This window comes from Micromonospora sediminicola, assembly GCF_900089585.1.
Classification (GTDB): Bacteria; Actinomycetota; Actinomycetes; order Mycobacteriales; family Micromonosporaceae; genus Micromonospora; species Micromonospora sediminicola.
On record NZ_FLRH01000003.1, the window covers coordinates 3,298,604 to 3,315,058 of the forward strand.

Annotated in this window: 17 protein-coding genes; 8 read left to right on the top strand and 9 right to left on the bottom strand. The window is 73.9% G+C overall.

The window, feature by feature from the left end; all coding sequences use genetic code 11:
* Nucleotides 1–13 precede the first annotated feature (13 nt).
* Genes rpmF through GA0070622_RS15720 form a run of 3 tightly spaced genes read left to right on the top strand, consistent with a single transcriptional unit; the run spans nucleotide 14 to nucleotide 1,778 of the window.
* Nucleotides 14–193, top strand: a complete 180-nt coding sequence (gene rpmF / locus GA0070622_RS15710; RefSeq protein ID WP_091573983.1) for a 50S ribosomal protein L32 — start codon at nucleotides 14–16, stop codon at nucleotides 191–193.
* Complete coding sequence (locus tag GA0070622_RS15715; protein WP_091573984.1) at nucleotides 190–1,416, top strand: GTP-binding protein; 1,227 nt, start codon at nucleotides 190–192, stop codon at nucleotides 1,414–1,416. Before rpmF ends, GA0070622_RS15715 begins: the two co-directional genes overlap by 4 nt.
* A gap of 2 nt (nucleotides 1,417–1,418) precedes the next feature.
* Nucleotides 1,419–1,778, top strand: a complete 360-nt coding sequence (locus tag GA0070622_RS15720; protein ID WP_091573985.1) for a (2Fe-2S) ferredoxin domain-containing protein — start codon at nucleotides 1,419–1,421, stop codon at nucleotides 1,776–1,778.
* Nucleotides 1,779–1,829: 51 nt separating this feature from the next.
* Here the strand turns inward: GA0070622_RS15720 and GA0070622_RS15725 are convergent, their stop codons facing one another.
* Together GA0070622_RS15725 and GA0070622_RS15730 are read right to left on the bottom strand one after the other, a co-directional pair.
* Nucleotides 1,830–2,093 (bottom strand): type B 50S ribosomal protein L31, encoded by a 264-nt coding sequence (locus GA0070622_RS15725; RefSeq protein WP_091573986.1) that lies wholly within the window; start codon nucleotides 2,091–2,093, stop codon nucleotides 1,830–1,832.
* Nucleotides 2,090–3,376: a CobW family GTP-binding protein gene (locus tag GA0070622_RS15730; RefSeq protein WP_091573987.1), complete on the bottom strand. Its 1,287-nt coding sequence runs from the start codon at nucleotides 3,374–3,376 to the stop codon at nucleotides 2,090–2,092. The genes GA0070622_RS15725 and GA0070622_RS15730 overlap by 4 nt, the downstream gene beginning before the upstream one ends.
* A gap of 283 nt (nucleotides 3,377–3,659) precedes the next feature.
* On the opposite strand from GA0070622_RS15730, the gene rpmB reads away from it, so the two are divergent.
* Genes rpmB through rpsN form a run of 3 tightly spaced genes read left to right on the top strand, consistent with a single transcriptional unit; the run spans nucleotide 3,660 to nucleotide 4,368 of the window.
* Entirely contained in the window at nucleotides 3,660–3,896 is a 237-nt protein-coding gene (rpmB, locus tag GA0070622_RS15735; protein ID WP_091573988.1) for a 50S ribosomal protein L28, read from the top strand.
* The gene (gene rpmG, locus GA0070622_RS15740) at nucleotides 3,896–4,063 is read left to right on the top strand and encodes a 50S ribosomal protein L33 (RefSeq protein ID WP_013287204.1); all 168 of its coding nucleotides are present in this window, start codon (nucleotides 3,896–3,898) and stop codon (nucleotides 4,061–4,063) included. The genes rpmB and rpmG overlap by 1 nt, the downstream gene beginning before the upstream one ends.
* A complete protein-coding gene (rpsN, locus tag GA0070622_RS15745; protein ID WP_091573989.1) occupies nucleotides 4,063–4,368 on the top strand; it encodes a 30S ribosomal protein S14 in 306 nt (101 codons plus the stop codon). Before rpmG ends, rpsN begins: the two co-directional genes overlap by 1 nt.
* Before the next feature lie 98 nt (nucleotides 4,369–4,466).
* Here rpsN and GA0070622_RS15750 read toward each other — a convergent pair whose 3' ends face one another.
* Entirely contained in the window at nucleotides 4,467–5,195 is a 729-nt protein-coding gene (locus tag GA0070622_RS15750; RefSeq protein ID WP_091573990.1) for a TIGR03943 family putative permease subunit, read from the bottom strand.
* Nucleotides 5,192–6,220 carry a permease gene (locus tag GA0070622_RS15755; protein WP_369700195.1) on the bottom strand — a complete coding sequence of 343 codons (1,029 nt, stop codon included), beginning with the start codon at nucleotides 6,218–6,220 and terminating at the stop codon, nucleotides 5,192–5,194. The genes GA0070622_RS15750 and GA0070622_RS15755 overlap by 4 nt, the downstream gene beginning before the upstream one ends.
* Nucleotides 6,221–6,424: 204 nt before the next feature.
* Between GA0070622_RS15755 and GA0070622_RS15760 the strand changes: the two genes are divergently transcribed.
* Complete coding sequence (locus GA0070622_RS15760) at nucleotides 6,425–6,829, top strand: Fur family transcriptional regulator (RefSeq protein WP_091573992.1); 405 nt, start codon at nucleotides 6,425–6,427, stop codon at nucleotides 6,827–6,829.
* Nucleotides 6,830–6,841: 12 nt separating this feature from the next.
* Here GA0070622_RS15760 and GA0070622_RS15765 read toward each other — a convergent pair whose 3' ends face one another.
* The 5 genes from GA0070622_RS15765 to GA0070622_RS15785 form a co-directional block, all read right to left on the bottom strand.
* Entirely contained in the window at nucleotides 6,842–7,819 is a 978-nt protein-coding gene (locus GA0070622_RS15765; protein ID WP_091573993.1) for an ATP-binding protein, read from the bottom strand.
* A gap of 118 nt (nucleotides 7,820–7,937) precedes the next feature.
* The gene (locus GA0070622_RS15770; protein WP_245666336.1) at nucleotides 7,938–8,975 is read right to left on the bottom strand and encodes an LLM class flavin-dependent oxidoreductase; all 1,038 of its coding nucleotides are present in this window, start codon (nucleotides 8,973–8,975) and stop codon (nucleotides 7,938–7,940) included.
* Complete coding sequence (locus GA0070622_RS15775) at nucleotides 8,965–9,357, bottom strand: SCO5389 family protein (RefSeq protein WP_091573995.1); 393 nt, start codon at nucleotides 9,355–9,357, stop codon at nucleotides 8,965–8,967. The genes GA0070622_RS15770 and GA0070622_RS15775 overlap by 11 nt, the downstream gene beginning before the upstream one ends.
* 138 nt (nucleotides 9,358–9,495) lie before the next feature.
* Complete coding sequence (locus tag GA0070622_RS15780; RefSeq protein WP_091573996.1) at nucleotides 9,496–14,958, bottom strand: ATP-binding protein; 5,463 nt, start codon at nucleotides 14,956–14,958, stop codon at nucleotides 9,496–9,498.
* A gap of 273 nt (nucleotides 14,959–15,231) precedes the next feature.
* A complete protein-coding gene (locus GA0070622_RS15785) occupies nucleotides 15,232–15,462 on the bottom strand; it encodes a DUF2188 domain-containing protein (RefSeq protein WP_089154306.1) in 231 nt (76 codons plus the stop codon).
* A gap of 105 nt (nucleotides 15,463–15,567) precedes the next feature.
* Here GA0070622_RS15785 and GA0070622_RS15790 point away from each other — a divergent pair, with 105 nt between their 5' ends.
* Nucleotides 15,568–16,437, top strand: coding sequence for an LLM class F420-dependent oxidoreductase (locus GA0070622_RS15790; protein WP_091577478.1), 870 nt, complete (start codon nucleotides 15,568–15,570; stop codon nucleotides 16,435–16,437).
* Nucleotides 16,438–16,455: the final 18 nt, after the last annotated feature.

The window sequence follows — 16,455 nt, forward strand, 5'->3', positions numbered from 1 at the left end:
AAGGAGAAGCGCGATGGCCGTTCCGAAACGGAAGATGTCGCGGTCGAACACCCGGCACCGGCGGGCCCGGTGGAAGGCGACCGTGCCCGCACTGACCCCGTGTCCCTGCCCGCGCAGGGAGATGGTGGTGCCGCACCGTGCCTGCGCGCACTGCGGCCTGTACAAGGGTCGTCAGGTGGTGGACCAGCCGTGACCGGCCGGCTGCCGGTGACGGTGCTGTCGGGGTTCCTCGGTGCCGGCAAGACCAGCCTGCTCAACCATGTCCTGGCCAACCGGGACGGGCTGCGGGTGGCGGTGATCGTCAATGACATGAGCGAGGTCAACATCGACGCCGCCCTGGTCCGCGACGGTGGGACGCTGTCACGGACCGAGGAGCGGTTGGTCGAGCTGACCAACGGCTGCATCTGCTGCACGCTGCGCGACGACCTGCTCGACGAGGTGGCCCGGCTCGCCCGCCCGGGCCGGTTCGACTACCTGCTGATCGAGTCCAGCGGGATCTCCGAGCCGATGCCGGTGGCCGCCACGTTCGCCTTCGGCGTCGAGGACGGGCAGGTGCTGGACGACCTGGCCCGGCTGGACACCACGGTCACCGTGGTCGACGCGGCGGGGCTGCTGGCAAGGATCGAGGCGGGTGAGACGCTCGAGGCGCGCGGCCTGGCCGCGTACGAGGGGGACGACCGGGGCATCGCCGACCTGCTGGTCGACCAGATCGAGTTCGCCGACGTGCTGGTGGTCAACAAGATCGACCTGATCGCCCCGGCAGACCTGTCGGTGGTGCAGGCGCTGCTCACCCGACTCAACCCGGCCGCCCGGCAGGTCCGGGCCGCGCACGGGCGGGTCGACGCGGCGGAGATCCTGCACACCGGACGGTTCGACCTCGAACGCGCGGAGACCGCGCCCGGTTGGGTGGCCGAACTCAACGGCGAGCACGTGCCGGAGACCGAGGAGTACGGCATCTCCAGCATCGTGTTCCGCGACCACCGGCCGTTCCACCCGCAGCGCCTGTGGGATCTGCTCGCCGACGGGCTGGACGCCTTCGGTGTGGTGCGGTCGAAGGGGTTCCTGTGGCTGGCGAGCCGGCCCGACGTCCAGGCGTTGTGGTCGCAGGCCGGGCCGTCCGGCCGCTGCGACCCGGTCGGTGTCCCGATCGCGGTGTCCGGGGAATGGCCGGAGGATCCCACCGAGCGGGCGGAGGCGGAATCCCGCTGGCACCCGGTGTTCGGGGACCGGCAGCAGGAACTGGTCCTGATCGGCGTGGGGTTGGACGGTGAACGGTTGCGGGCCGCCCTGACCGGCTGCCTGCTCACCGACGGCGAGATCGCCACCGGTGAGCCCGCCTGGCGGGTCCTGCCCGACCCGTTCCCGGCGTGGGACCTCGGCGACCTGCACGACCACGCCGTGCCGGACCGGGGTTGACGGTGGGCGCCGCCGCCCGGCCGGGTGCCGGGGTCACTGTCGTCTACTGCGACGGTCACCGCTGCCGGGCGTTGCGCCGTCCCGGCATGCCCGGCCAGGAGTCGGCCGGTCTCGCCGAGGTCCTCCGGCGGGCCGTCCGTGCCAGCCGTGGCGCGGTGCTGGTCCGCTCCGGGTGCCTCGGCGTGTGCGAACGGGCTCCCGCGGTGCTCGTGCTGGACGGCACGGGGCGGGCCGCCCGACGCGGCGTGCTCGTCGGACCGGTGGCGGACGCCCGGGAGGTGGACGTCGTCGTCGACCTCGTCCGCCGGGCCGACGCGGCGACCGGCGGCGGTTCCGAGGCGCCGCGGGGCGACCGGTCGTAGCGGCCCGGGGCGACCGGGCCGCCACACGGCGACCGGTCGCCCCGTCCGACGTCAGCGCGCTCGCCGCGACGCGTGGTTGGCGTACCTGGCGCGGAACTTCTCCACCCGCCCCTCCGTGTCGAGCAGGCGTTGCCGGCCGGTCCAGAAGGGGTGACTGGCCGAGGAGATCTGCACGTCGATCACCGGGTAGGTGTTGCCGTCGGTCCACTCCACCGTCTGGTCGCCGGTGGCGGTGGACCGGGTGAGGAAGGCGAAGTCGGCGGCGCGGTCGCGGAAGACGACGGGCCGGTACTCGGGGTGGATGTCGGGCTTCATGCGGTCTCTCCTTCGGTGTCGGTGCGGTCGAGGTCGGCGAGCGGGAAACAGCCGGCGAACGGGTCGTCGTACCGTCGCCAGCCGTCCTCGCCGTCGGCGAGTTCGGCGTCGGTGAGCAGGCAGCCGGCGAGCGTGCGGTGCAGGTGGGCCGGGTCGAGGTCGACGCCGATGAGGACCAGGTGCTGGTGCCGGTCGCCGTAGTACGGGTCCCAGTCCAGCGCGGCGGTGAGCCGCCGGTGGTCGGACACCTCGTCCCAGTACGGGTCGGGCAGCGCGGTGAGCCACCGGCCCAGACCGCCGAGGGCGAGACCGCCGCCGGCGAAGTCCCACGCCACGACGGTGTCCGGCTGGCTGGCCAGCCAGACGTGTCCGCGGGAGCGGACCACCTCGGCGTTGACCTCCTCCAGGACGTCGTGCAACCGACGTGGGTGGAAGGGGCGGCGGGCGCGGAAGACCACCGAGACGATCCCGCAGTCCGGGTGCGGCTCGTGCACGCCGAGGATGTGGCCCTCCAACCCGCGGGTCAGCACGGCCGGGGTCTCGGGGCGGTGGCGGAGGGTGCCGCGCAGCTGCCGGGTGAGCAGGTTCGCGTCGACGGTGTCGTCGTCGACCCGGATCCGCGTCGCCCAGGGCGCCATCCGGTCGAGCAGCACGGCCAGCCGGTCGGTGTCGTACGCGCCCTCGCGGGAGTGTCCCCACAGCACCAGGGTGTCGGCGTACTCGATCTGCCGGACGAGCACGTCGGCGAGGGCCCGGTCGTCGTTGTCCGCGGCGGCGATGCCGAGGCTCTTGAGGTCGTCGGTGCGGGCCAGCCCGTCGAGCAGGTGTTCGGCATCGACCACGGTCACGTAGGAGTCGACGGTGAGCAGGTCGGTGATCGGCTGCCCGTCGACGAGGCAGTGCGCGCAGACGGCGGCGACCGCCTCCGGTTCGACCACCTCGGGCAGCATCAGCAGCAGGTCCCGCCGGGGGTGGGCGCGGGCCAGGCGGGCCAGGGTGGGCAGCACGTCCTCACGCAGGGTGCAGGACACGCACCCGTGCGCCAGCGCGATCCGTTCGTCCTCCAGCACGCCCCCGACGTCCCGGACCACCCGGTGCACGGTGCCCGAGCGCAGGTCGGCCAGGTCGTGCCGGACCAGCAGGAGTGACGGGTCCGCCGCGAGGAGCGCCCGGGCCGCGGCGTACGTCGGGGACGTCCAGAAGCCGCTGAGCACCGTCAACGACGGACGGGCGTCGGCCCTGGCGGCAACCACGTCGGACGGTGCGAGCGGTGACGTCGACATGTCGGTCCTCCCGGTGGATGTTGTTGAAAATCATTGTCAGTATAGGGTGGCTGCCGAGCGCGCCGATACGGGGATCGGGTCGACTGATGAAATCGAATCCCGATACCATCATCCCGGCCCGCGGGAGGTAGGGGGTACCTCGCACGGAGCGGGCCGGCCGGTGCGGCGTCCTCGGGCCCTCCGGGCGTCGCACCGGCCCCCAGCCCCCGGATCGGCCGATCGGCGGGCCGCAGAAGGAAAGCCATTGTCATCAGGACTCGATCAACCACGAGGAGAGATCACCGTGTCCCGACGTTGTGACGTCACCGGCGCGAAGCCCAGCTTCGGCAACGCCGTGTCGCACTCCCACCGGCGCACCCGGCGCCGGTGGAACCCCAACCTCCAGAACCACCGCTACTGGCTGCCGTCGGAGGCGCGGTGGGTCCGGTTGACCCTCACCGCCAGGGCGCTGCGCACCGTCGACCGCAGGGGCGTCGAGGCGGTCGTCGCGGAGATGCGCGCGCGAGGGGTGAAGGTCTGATGGCCCGACAGACCGACGTGCGTCCGATCGTGCGGCTGCGCAGCACCGCCGGCACCGGCTACACGTACGTGACCCGCAAGAACCGCCGCAACGACCCGGACCGCCTCGTCCTGCGCAAGTACGATCCGGTGGTGCGCCGGCACGTCGAGTTCCGCGAGGCCCGCTGATGGCGCGCCGCAGCCTCGGCAACCGGCAGGCCCGCCGGGTCGGGCTCGTCGACCGGTACGCGCAGCGCCGCGCCGGGCTGAAGCGGGCGATCAGGCACCCGGACACCGACCCGGCGGCCCGCGAGGAGGCCGTCCGTCGACTCGCCCGGCTGCCCCGCGACTCCAGCCCGGTCCGGCTGCGCTCCCGGGACCAGATCGACGGTCGACCGCGCGGGGTGCTGACCCGGTTCGGGCTGTCCCGGGTCCGGTTCCGCGAACTGGCTCTGCGCGGCGAGCTCCCCGGGATCCGCAAGGCCTCCTGGTGATCCGGTGTCACCGGGCGTGACACCGGGCCGGCGAGCGTTGGTCGTCTGATGGGGACCGGGCGGCGCGGCGTCCCGTTCGGGAGGACCGCGCCGGCCGGTCACTCGTACGGCTCGGCCGGCGCCGCGATCCGCTCCCACGTGTCCACCTGGAAGGAGGGCACGTCCGCGTCGTTGACCGGGTCCTTCACCGTGTGCGGGATCCACCGGCCGGTGGCGCGGATCCAGGTGTCGGCCGGCAGCGCGGGCACCTCGCCCCGCAGCCCGACCTTGATCGGCACGCCGTCGGCCGCGCAGCAGGACAGCACGATCCGGGCGAGCATGGGGCGTCCGTCCGGCCCGGGCGCGAGGAAGCCGGTGAGCTGGAGCTGCCGGCCCCGCAGGGTGCGGCCGTCGTCGTAGACGGCGCGGTAGCCGTACTCCAGGAGGGTCAGCTCGGCCGGTTCCCGGGGTGGCAGGGGTGGGTAGGCGACGTCGCGGTCCTCGGTCAGGGCGGAGCCGGCACGCGACGCGGTGTCCGCGCCGAGCGCCGGCGGCACCAGGAAGAGCAGGGCGAGCGCCGGGAGCAGCAGCAACCAACCGACGGCCGGCCCGGAGCGGCCGTGACCGTGGCCGTCGTCCGCCCCGTCGCCGGCGTCGTCGGGCCGGTTGAGGTGACGCAGTTCCTGCACCAGGGCGACCACTGCGGCGACGACGAGCACCACGCCGGCGGCGATGAGGAACGGGCGCAGCCCCTGCTTGACGTAGCGCAGGTAGAGGTCGGTGAGGCTGGCCCGCAGGATCGCGCCCCCGAGGAGGACCAGCACCACGGCCTGGCTGCCCCGGTTCACCAGAGCACCGTCCCGACGACGGCCGCGACGAGCACGGCGAGGAGGAAGGTGGCCGGCGCGAAGCGCAGGGCGAACGCGCGCCCGAACATGCCCGCCTGCATGGACACCAGCTTGAGGTCGACCATCGGGCCGACCACGAGGAAGGCCAACCGGGCGGTCAGCGAGAACTGGGACAGCGACGCGGCGACGAACGCGTCGGCCTCGGAACAGATCGACAGCAGCACCGCCAGCGCGGCGAGCGCCAGCACCGACAGCACCGGGCGGGCCGCCAGGTCGTGCAGGGCCTGCTGGGGCACGACGACGTTGATGGTGGCCGCGGCCATCGCGCCGAGCACGAGGAACCCGCCGGCGTGCACCACGTCCTGCCGGCACGCCGCCCAGAACGCGGCGGCGCGCGGCATCGTGTCGAGGTGGGCCCGGTGCGGCAGGCGGATCCATTCCGACCGGCCCAGGCGCAGCCACAGCCAGCCCATCGCCAGCGCCACCACCAGGCTCGCCCCGCCGCGGGCGACCACCATCTCCGGGTGGCGCGGGAACGCCACCGCGGTGGCGGTGAGCACGATCGGGTTGATCGCCGGCGCGGCGAGCAGGAACGCCAGCGCGGCCGCGGGGGTGACGCCGCGCCGGATCAGCGAACCGGCGATCGGCACCGAACCGCACTCGCAGCCGGGCAGCACCACCCCGGCGGCGCCGGCGACCGGGACCGCCAGCGCCGGGTGCCGGGGCAGGGCGCGGGCCCAGAAGGAGCGGGGTACGAAGACCGCGATGACCGCGGACAGCACCACTCCGAAGACCAGGAACGGCATCGCCTGCACCAGGACCGAGACGAAGACGGTCAGCCAGGTCTGCAGGCGGGGGTCGGAGACGAGCGAGCCCACCTGCCGGTGCAGCACGCCGACCAGGACGAGCAGGACGCAGAGCACCTCGGTGGAGCCGACCACCCGGTCCCGGCCGGGTGGTGGCGCGGCGGTGTCCGCCGCGCCGGAGCGGGGCGCGGCCGGAGCGGCGGGATCGGTCGTGCTCAGTCGGATCACCTTCTCGGGTCGACGGGGGGCATCCTACGGTGACGTATCCGTCACTGTGGGTCCCTGTCCGGTTCGTGTCGGCCCGGGCGGGGGCGTGAGACGCACATATGCGCAAGGCATAATGGTTCCGGATGTCACGTGGTCGGCGGGCCGCGGGCGCGATCGGGTGCCGGAGGGCACCCGCACGAGGGGAGGCGGCGCACGGTGACCCAGGCGACGACCGGGGCGACCCGGAACACCCGGCAGCGCGCCGAGGTGCTGGCCCTGCTGCGCGAGCTGGAGGGCTTCCACAGCGCGCAGCAGCTGCACCAGATGCTCGTGCAGCGCCAGGCGAAGGTCGGCCTGACCACCGTCTACCGGACGCTGCAGTTGCTGGTGGACAACGGTGAGATCGACTCCGCCCGGCTGCCCGGGGGTGAGCATCTCTACCGGCGGTGCAGCCAGAGCCGCCATCACCACCACCTGGTCTGCCGGCAGTGCGGCCGGGCGGTGGAGGTCGCCGGCCCGGCGGTGGAGCGGTGGGCCGACCAGGTCGCCAGCGAGCACGGCTTCACCGACGTCGACCACACCCTGGAGATCTTCGGCACCTGCGAGCGTTGCGCCGCCTGACCCCGGTGTGGGTCAACCACCCGCCACCAGCGACGCCTCCAGCGCCCGCGGACCCATCCGGAACTCCGGGTCGATCTGCGCGCTGAGGTCGACGCCGGCGCGCTCGTTCGCCCAGGCGACCGCGTTGCGGCGGTGGAACTCGTGCGCCCAGTGGGTGAACGCCGCCCAGTCCTGCGGCGTGCCGTCCACCGCCTCGACCAGCCGGTCCAGCGCGGCGCCGTTCGTGGCCTCCAGGTCCGTCAACGGGCCGACCTCGCCCCGTTCGGCCCGCCGGACGTAGCCGGACCGACCGAACCAGGTGAGCAGGTCGGCGCCGACGTGCTCGCGCAGGAAGGCGACGTCACCCTCGTCCTCGACCTTGTTGCCGACCACCGACAGGGCCACGCCGTACTCCCGGGCGTAGCCGGCGTACTGCCGGTAGACCCCGACGCTGCGCACCGTCGGCTCGCAGACCAGCAGCGTGCGGTCGAAGCGGGTGAACAGGCCCGAGGCGAAGGAGTCCGCGCCGGCGGTCATGTCCACCACCGCGTACTCGCCGGGGCCGTCGACCAGGTGGTTGAGCAGCAGTTCGACCGCGCCGACCTTCGAGTGGTAGCAGGCCACGCCCAGGTCCTCGGCGCTGAACTCGCCGGTCACCGCCAGCCGGACGCCGCCGACCGGCCGGACGCAGGCGGCGTAGACCGGGTTGTCCTCGGCGACGCGCAGCAGTCGTGAGCCGCGCCCGGGCGGCGTGGTCTTCACCATCTCCGCCGCGGTCGGGATGCGGGGGTTGTCGCCGCGCAGGTACTCCTTGATGGCGGGCAGGTGCGCACCGAGCGGGTCGACCGGCGGGGGAGCCTGCGGATCCGCGCCGAGCGCGACCGCGAGATGCTGGTTGATGTCCGCGTCCACGGCCAGCACCGGGCGGGACAGCGCGGCCAGGTGCCGCGTGAAGAGCGCGGCGAGGGTCGTCTTCCCGCTGCCGCCCTTGCCGACGAACGCCACCTTCACCGGACACACTCCCCACCGTCGTAAGTGGAAACGATTTCCATGAGCCGGAGCGTACCGGACCGGACAGGGCCGGCGGGCAGCGACACGGCGACCCGACCGGCCGCTTCGTCCGTCCGGGTCAGGGCAGGGCCAGCACCTCGGCGGCGAACCGGTCGACGGTGGACAGGGTCCGCCGCCGGTCCCCGGTCACCTCGACCTGGAACAGCAGGTGCCGCACCCCGGGCAGGGCCGCGGCCGCCGCGACCCTCTCCCGGCACCGGTCCGGCGCACCGACCGGGTGGATCGCGGTCAGGTGGTCGGCGTACGCCTGCGGATCGGCCGGGCCGGCCGGCGCGCCGTCGAGGCGGATGTGACGGCGGGCGCCGGCGAGCAGCCCGGGGAGGTGGTCGCGCACCGTGCCGGCGGCCTCGGCGTCGCTGTCCGCCACCCATGCCAGGTGCGCGCTGGCGTGCGGAACCTCCGCCGGGTCGTGGCCGTGTTCCGCCGCGACCCGGGCGTAGCGGCGCAGCAACGCGGCCTTCTCCGGCAGGTCGGCGTGCAGCCCGAGCAGCACCGGCCGGCCGTACCGGGCGGCGAGGTCCACCGTGTCGGGTGAGGTGGCCGCGACCCAGAACGGGATCGGCGCCGGCGGTCGGGGCACCACCCGCACCGCACGGAACGGGAACCGGCCGACGCCGGCGACCTCGGCGGCGCCGGAGAGCCAGCGGTGCAGGATCTCCAGAGCGTCGGGGAGGCCGAACGCGTAGCGGTCCGGGCCGGTGCCGAAGACCTCCAGGTCGACCCAGGGGCCGCCGCGGCCGACACCGAGCCGGAACCGGCCGCCGGAGAGCGCGTCCAGCAGCGCCGCCTCCTCGGCCAGGGCCACCGGGTGCCGGTCGGACAGCACGCACGCGGCGGTGCCGACAGTGATGCGGCGGGTGGCGCCGAGCAGGTGCGCCGCGAACGCGACCGCCGACGGGCAGACCCCGTACGGGACGAAGTGGTGCTCGGCGAGCCAGACCCCGGCGTACCCGGCCGCCTCGGCGGCCAGCCCGTACGCGTGCGCGTCGGCCAGCGCGCCGGCGTGGTCGTGGCCGGGGTGCTGCCCGGCGAGCAGGAACAGGTGTGCCCGCACCCGCTCGCCGGGCCCTCCGGTGACCGGCTGGTCAGCAGTCACGCAGCGTCGGGGACTGGTTCAGCAGTTGGCCCCGGCTGGAGGTGAACCGGCGGTGCGTCTCCGAACCGACGGCGGCCAGCCGGAACGCGGCCACCCGGTGGCAGTTCTGGAACGCCAGCCTGACCCCGAAGTGCCGCTCCAGTCCGGCGCGGATCGCGTCGCTGGCCAGCGCGCGCAGCAACTGCCCGCGCTCGGCCTCGGTGGGCGGCGGCACGACGTTGTCGGCGAAGTCGGCGTTCGACGTCTCCAGGTCGGCCACCACCCGGCTGACCGTCTCCCAGGCGTACGGCAGGGAGTCGCGGACGCAGGCGACGAACGCCTCCTCGTCCACGGGTCCGGTCTCGGCGGCGTGCAGCAGGTCGGGCGGAACGGTGAGCGACATGTGTCCTCCGGATCGTTAACGAACACGGTTTCCGTTACCGGCTGAGCACATCACGTGGTCGGTGCCCCGTCAAGCATCGGCGCACGCGAAACGGCGGACGGGCCCGAAGGCCCGCCCGCCGTCCGACCGGGGAACGTGTCAGCGCAGGTGCGACTCGATCGCCTCGATGACGCGCGGACGCAACTCGGCGGCGCGGATGACCGCGTCCACCGACCCGACCTCGACCGCCCGCTGGATGCTGTGCACCCGGTCGAACTCGGTGGCCACCTCGCCCAGCTTCTCCGCCCGCACCGACGAGCGGAGTTCGTCCAGCTCCGCGGTCAGCGTCGCGCGTGCGGTGCCGGAGGCGGCCGCCACCCGGCCCTCCAGTTCGCGTACCCGGGCGTCGGCGGCGGTGCGGGCGGCGACCTCGCCGGCGAAGACCACGGCGGCGGCCGGCGCGCCGCCGAGCACCGAGGCGAACGATCCCTCGATGGCCAGCACCGTCATGGCCGGGTTGAGCGCCTTGGAGAACACCACGAACGCGCCGCCGTGGTAGCGCGAGATGACGCAGAAGACGATCGGGCCCCGGAAGTTGACGATCGCCCGGCCGATCTCGGCCCCGTACTCCAGTTGCAGCTTGCGCATCGACTCCGGCGAGCCGTCGAAGCCGGAGAGGTTGGCCAGCACGACCAGCGGCCGGTTGCCGCTGGCCGCGTTGATCGCCCGCGCGGCCTTCTTCGACGAGCGGGGGAACAGCGTGCCCGCGGTGTAGGTGTCCGGGCCGTCGGTGGGTGGGAAGCCGTGCCGGGGCACCGACCGGGACTCGATGCCCAGCAGGCACACCGGGATGCCGCCGAGGTGCACGTCCTGCACCACAGCGGTCTCCGCGTCGGCCATGCCGGCCCACCGCTCCAGCACCGGGTGGTCCTGGTCGGCGAGCGCCCGCATCACGGTACGGATGTCGAACGGCTTCTTCCGGTCCGGGTTCGCCGTCGCGGAGAAGATCTCACCGACCGTGGCGAAGTCGCTGCCGGGCACCGCGTGCGGGAACGTGGAGACGTCCCGGTCCAGCGGGTCGGTGGTGGTGGCCCGGCGCGGCGCGTCCTCGCCCGGCGCCACGTACGTGTGGTCGTAGTGCGCCATCAGCACGTCCCGCGCCGCCGGCAGGTCCGGCGCCCAGTACTGCGCCTGCCCGTTCGGGCCCATCACCCGGTCGTAGCCGCCGATGCCGAAGTTGTCCTCGGCGGAGACGCCGCCGGAGAAGTCCAGCGACTGCTTGCCGGTCAGCACCATCGCCGAGTCCGGCGTCATGACCAGCACGCCCTTGGTGTGCATGAGCATGGTCGCCTCGGCGTTCCAGTACGGCTGCGCGCCGACGTTGATGCCCGCCACCACGATGTTGATCTCGCCGCCGGCCTGGGTGAACTCGACGATCCGCTTCAGCGCCGCGGCCACCCAGTCCATGTTCTCGGTGCCCGAGGTCATCGAGATCCGGGCGCCGGCGGAGAGCGCGTACCACTCCAGCGGCACGCCCATCCGCTGCGCCAGGTCCAGCGCGGCGATCACCCGCCGGCACTCCGGCTCGGAGAGCGCGCCGAGCGACTTCGTCGGGTCGCCGAGCAGCACCACCCGGGTGACGCCCTGCGGGTGCCGCGCCGTCGGGGTGGTGACCACGCCGGCCACGATCGCCGCGGCGTTGCGCCCCTTCGGCCGGTCCACCGGCACCAGCGTGTGGTCGGCGTCCAGGTCGTGCTCGGTGAACTCGCCGAGCAGGCCGGTCAGCTCGTACGGGTAGACCGTGTTGCGGCTGGCCGCCCGCAGCACCTTGAGCCGGTAGTCGTCCAGCGGCTCGACCGGCTCGGTCGGCGGCTCGCCCACGGTGAGCTGGGCGCGACCGGTGACGTCGAAGGTGATCCGCACGCCGACCTTGGTCAGCTCGCCGGTGCGGCGGTCGCGCTGGCGCGCGATGAACAGGATCTCCTCCAGGTCGGCGCCGACGGTGGTCGGGCGCATCCGCCCGGCGATCAGCTCCATCTCCTCGCGGGTCAGCTCGCTCGGCGGCCACACGTAGATGACGATCCGGTTGGTCCGGAACCGCACCTTCGACGGCCGGCGGGACTGCGCCCGGCGGATCGAGTCGATGCAGGCCGCGACCGCGTCCTCGGTGGTGGGCAGCGCGACCAGCCGGCCGTCCTGGTCCCGCAGCTCGGCCAGGTCGCGCACCTGGGCGAACGCCACCAGCCGCTGGTCGGACGGGTTCTCCTGGGCGACCGCCTGGAAGAGGTAGACCTCCTCGTCCAGCGACGGCAGCCGGGTCAGGTCGAACCGGTGCAGCCGCTCCAGCTGCATCCGCTGCGCGATGTACGGGTGCAGGCCCCGGATCAGCCGCTCCTCCACCATGCCGTCACCGGTGGGGCGGAAGGTGAAGTGGTGGTGCATCACCGCGCCGCCGCGCCCGGCGACCGTGGTGGTCAGCCGGCGGACCCGGTCCGGCAGCGGGTGGGCGTTGATCACGTCGAGCAGCGCGGCGGCGGTGGCGTCCAGGTCCTCCGGCTGGTTCTCCCAGGCCAGGTAGACGTCGGCGTCGACCGCCTCCTCCGCGCCGGCCACCTCGGCCAGCCCGCGCAGCGCGTCGCCGAGCGCGTCGAACCGCACCGCGGCGGAGACCACGCTCGACCCGTTGCGTCCGGCCACCACGAACACGCAGCCCCCGGCCGCGCGGGTGGACACGCCGGTGAGCGCCCTGTTGCCGTAGTAGCGGCGGGTCAGCACCTCCAGCATGGTCGCGTTGTCCAGGTTGTCCCGGACCAGTCGCTGGCCGAGCAGCCGCACCAGCGGCTCGGTGCTGCGCACCATCTCGGCGATCCGCTCGGTGCGGTCCGGCGCGTCCGGATGCGCGTCCAGGTGCCGCAGGTGCGTACGGACCTGGGCGTAGACCCGGGCCCGGTTGCGGCGCAGCAGCGGCTGCGCGAACCAGGCGAACACCACGCCCCGGGCCAGGTCGGCGACGACCGGGAAGCGGACCTGCGTCGCCGCCACCAGGCGCTCCAGCGCGAGGCCGGCGGGCTCGCGCAGCGCGTCGTCCGGCGGGGGCTCGCGCAGCCACGAGCGCAGCAACGCGGCGATCACGCCGGCGTCGGCGGTGGCCCGCTGCTGGGCCAGGAAGATCCGGAACACCGCGGCCTCGAGGGCCGGGGAGCGGTCCAGCTCGGTGACGCCGTAGTGGCCGAGCGCCTTGGCCAGGCGGGCCCGGAACGGCTCCGGCGACCCGGCCCGCTCCACGTCGAGGCTCTGCAGGTAGGTGTGGAAGTACTCGCGGGCGCTGTGCACGTGACCGCCCGGGCCGTCCTCGCCGCTGGGCCGGTTGCGGCTCAGCTCGGCCAGGTCGGCGAAGACGTTGACCAGCTCCAGCTCCTCGGCCAGCGGACGGTGCCCGGCCTCGGTGGCCGCGCGTCGCGCGTCCAGGTAGTCGTCGAGCACCCGCCGCTCGTCGTGCGGGTCGACGTCGAAGCCGAGCAGCAGGCCGCGCAGGTCCTCCTGGCCGCGCTCGGCCCGGCTGCGCGCCGGGACGTCGGCGGGCGCGGTGGGCAGATCCAGCTCGACCGCCGGTTCGACCGGGCCGGCGGCGGCCTCCGCGCCCTCCTCGGCGACCGGTTCCAGGCGCAGCAGCGGCGCGCCGGCCTCGACCTGGGTGCCCACCGCGACGGCGGACTCCTTCAGGCGGGCCCGGAACGGCGCCCGCAGCACCGTCTCCATCTTCATCGCCTCGAGCACCAGGACGGGCGCCCCGGCCTCGACCTCCGCGCCGATCTCCAGCGGGGTGGCGACGACCAGCGCGGGCATGGGGGAGCGGACCACGCCGCCCTCGTCCCGGCTGACCCGGTGCGTCACGCCGTCCACCTCGACCAGGTGGACCGGGCCGTGGGTGCCGGTGAGCAGCCGGTAGCGGACGCCGTTGACGGCGATCTGCCCGGTGTGCCGGTCGAACCGGTCCAGCTCCACGTCGGCGGTCCGCACGTCGGCGCCGGCCTCGACGCCGACCCGGAACCGGTGCGCGCCGACCCGGGCCACCCGCATCCGGTAGGTGACGCCGCGCAGCTTCAGGTCCAGCGGCCGGCCGCTGCGGTGCTGCACCTGCGGCCGCCCGCCGGCTGCGGTGGAGAGCAGCCGCTGCCGCTCGGCGCGCTCGTCCTCCTCGTACGCCTCGATCGCGGCGGCGGCCAGCGCCACCGCGGAGTGCCGGTGCGCGACCAGCCGGCCCTCGCCCCGGACCCGGTCGATCCAGCCGGTGTCCGCGCTGGCGTCGATCACCTCGGGCTGGTCGAGCAGGTCGAGCACGAAGCTCTTGTTGGTCGCTCCGCCCTCGATCACCACGGTGGTGTCCGCCATCGCCCGGCGCAGCCGGCCCAGCGCCTCGTCCCGGTCCCGGCCGTACGCGATGATCTTGGCGATCATGGAGTCGAAGTCGGCGGGGATGGTGTCGCCCTCGCTGACCCCGGTGTCGACCCGGATGCCCGGCCCGGCGGGCAGGTCCAGCCGGGTGATCCGGCCGGGGGAGGGGGCGAAGTCGCGGTCCGGGTCCTCGGCGTTGAGCCGGGCCTCGACGGCGTGCCCGCGCTCCGGCGGCGGCGTGCCGGTGAGCCGCCCGCCGCCGGCCACGTGCAGCTGCGCCTTGACCAGGTCGAAGCCGGTGGTCGCCTCGGTGATCGGGTGCTCCACCTGGAGCCGGGTGTTGACCTCCAGGAAGGCGAACATCCGGTCGCCGGGGTGGTAGAGGAACTCGACGGTCGCCGCGCCCCGGTAGCCGACCTTGACCGCCAGCCGCTCCGCCGCCCCCTTCAGCTCGGCGGCCTGCTCCGGGCCCAGCACCGGCGACGCCGACTCCTCGATCACCTTCTGGTTGCGCCGCTGCACCGAGCAGTCCCGCACGCCGAGCGCCCACGCGGTGCCCTGCCCGTCGGCGATCACCTGCACCTCGACGTGCCGGGCGCCGGTGACCAGGCGCTCCAGGAACACCACGCCACTGCCGAACGCGCGGGCCGCCTCCTGGCTGGTGCGCTCGTACGCGTCGGCCAGCTCGGCGTCGCTGCGGACCACCCGGATGCCGCGCCCGCCGCCGCCCGCGGTCGCCTTGAGCATCAGCGGGTAGCCGATCTCGGCCGCCGCGGCCACGGCCGCCTCCAGGCTCTCCACCGCGCCCCGGCTCCACGGCGCGACCGGCACGCCGACCTCCTCGGCGATCAGCTTCGCGCCGATCTTGTCGCCGAGCTGGCGCATGGCGTCCGGGCTCGGCCCGACGAAGGTGACGCCGACCTTCTCGCACAGCTCGGCGAAGGCCGGGTCCTCGGCCACGAAGCCCCAACCGACCCACGCGGCGTCCGCGCGGGTCTCCACCAGCGCGCGTTCCAGCGCCTTCAGGTCCAGGTACGGGCGGGCCGACGCGGGCCCCAGGTCGTAGGCGACGTCCGCCTCACGCACGAAGGTGGCGGTGCGGTCGACGTCGGTGTACAGCGCGACGGTCTCGATCCGGCTGCCGGTCTCCGCGGCCAGTTCCCGGACCGCGTGGATGAGCCGCATGGCGGCCTCACCACGGTTGACGATGGCGACACGGGTGAACACGTGACCGTCCCCTTCGGTTGACCCACGGTGTGGCGCCGGGTGGCGGCGGTGCCTCCGGCTTGCCTCACCTTTCCGTCTGTCATCCGGCGGCGCCATGTCGTAACCGCCGAAGCCTGAGCGGGGACCGTTGTAGGAACCGAACAAAACTTTTTAGCCAGCAGGCCACAACCAGGAGACCTTTCGGCAGCGCGGACGGCGCCGGACCCCGAGCGGGTCCGGCGCCGTGCGGCGTGTTCAGGGGGGATCCAGCGCCGTCCGGCGCCTTGAAGGGGATCAGCCCGGGATCTCGCGGGGGTCGCGGCTGCGGGGGTAGGTGTTCTTCTCCCCGATCGTGCCGTCCTGCTTCTTGATCACGTGCTCGGTGCCGCGCTCGGCCGCCATCTCCCGGCCGGCCGCCTCGGCCTCCGCCTTCGTGTCGTGCCGGCTGCTCGCCCGCTCGTTGCCCTCCGGGCGGTTCTTCCACTGCCCGTCCTGCTGGTAGGTGTCGATGTCACCCTTGGCCATGTCGTCAGCTCCCTCGGCATCCGTGGTCGATGACAAATGTCTGCCCCTGCGCGCGGCGCGCTAATCCTGCCGTCGCGTCCTAGGCTCGACGGGGAGGTGCCGACGATGAAGCTCGGACTGCACTACTGGACCTACTCCACCCCGGCCGACCCGGCGGCGATCGCCCCGACGCTGGCCGAGACGGCCACCCTCGCCGAGCAGGCCGGGATCGCGTCGTTCACGGTGATGGACCACTACTTCCAGATGGAGGCGATGGCGCCGGCGAGCGAGCCGATGCTGGAGGCGTACACCACGCTCGGCTACCTGGCGGCCCTGACCCGGCGGATGACGCTCGGCGTGCTGGTGACCGGCGTGATGTACCGCTACCCGGGGCTGCTGGCCAAGATCGTGTCCACGCTCGACGTGCTCTCCGGCGGCCGGGCCCGCCTCGGCGTCGGCGCGTCCTGGTACGAGCGGGAACAGCGCGGCCTGGGCGTGCCCGTGGTGCCCGTGGCGGAGCGGTTCGAGCGGCTGGAGGAGACGCTACGGATCTGCCGGCAGATGTGGAGCGAGGACGACGGGCCGTTCGAGGGCCGGCACCACCGCCTCGCCGAGACGCTCAACTCGCCGCAGCCGCTGCGCCGCCCACACCCGCCGATCATGGTCGGCGGGGGCGGGGAGAAGAAGACGCTGCTGCTGGTGGCGCGGTACGCCGACGCCTGCAACCTGTTCGGCACCGGGCGGGACGAGGTCGCGCGCAAGCTCGACGTGCTGCGGGCGCACTGCGCCGCCGAGGGGCGCGACTACGACACCGTGGAGAAGACGGTGTTGGTCACCCGTCCGCCGCTCGACGACGTCGACGCGTTCCTCGCCGACGTGGCCGCGTACGCGGAGCTGGGGGTGACCGAGGTGCAGACCATGCCGGACCGGCACCCGGTGGAGTTCACCCGGCGCCTCGCCGACGAGGTCCTGCCGAAGCTGGCCACGATCGGCTGACCCGGGCCCGGGCGCGCG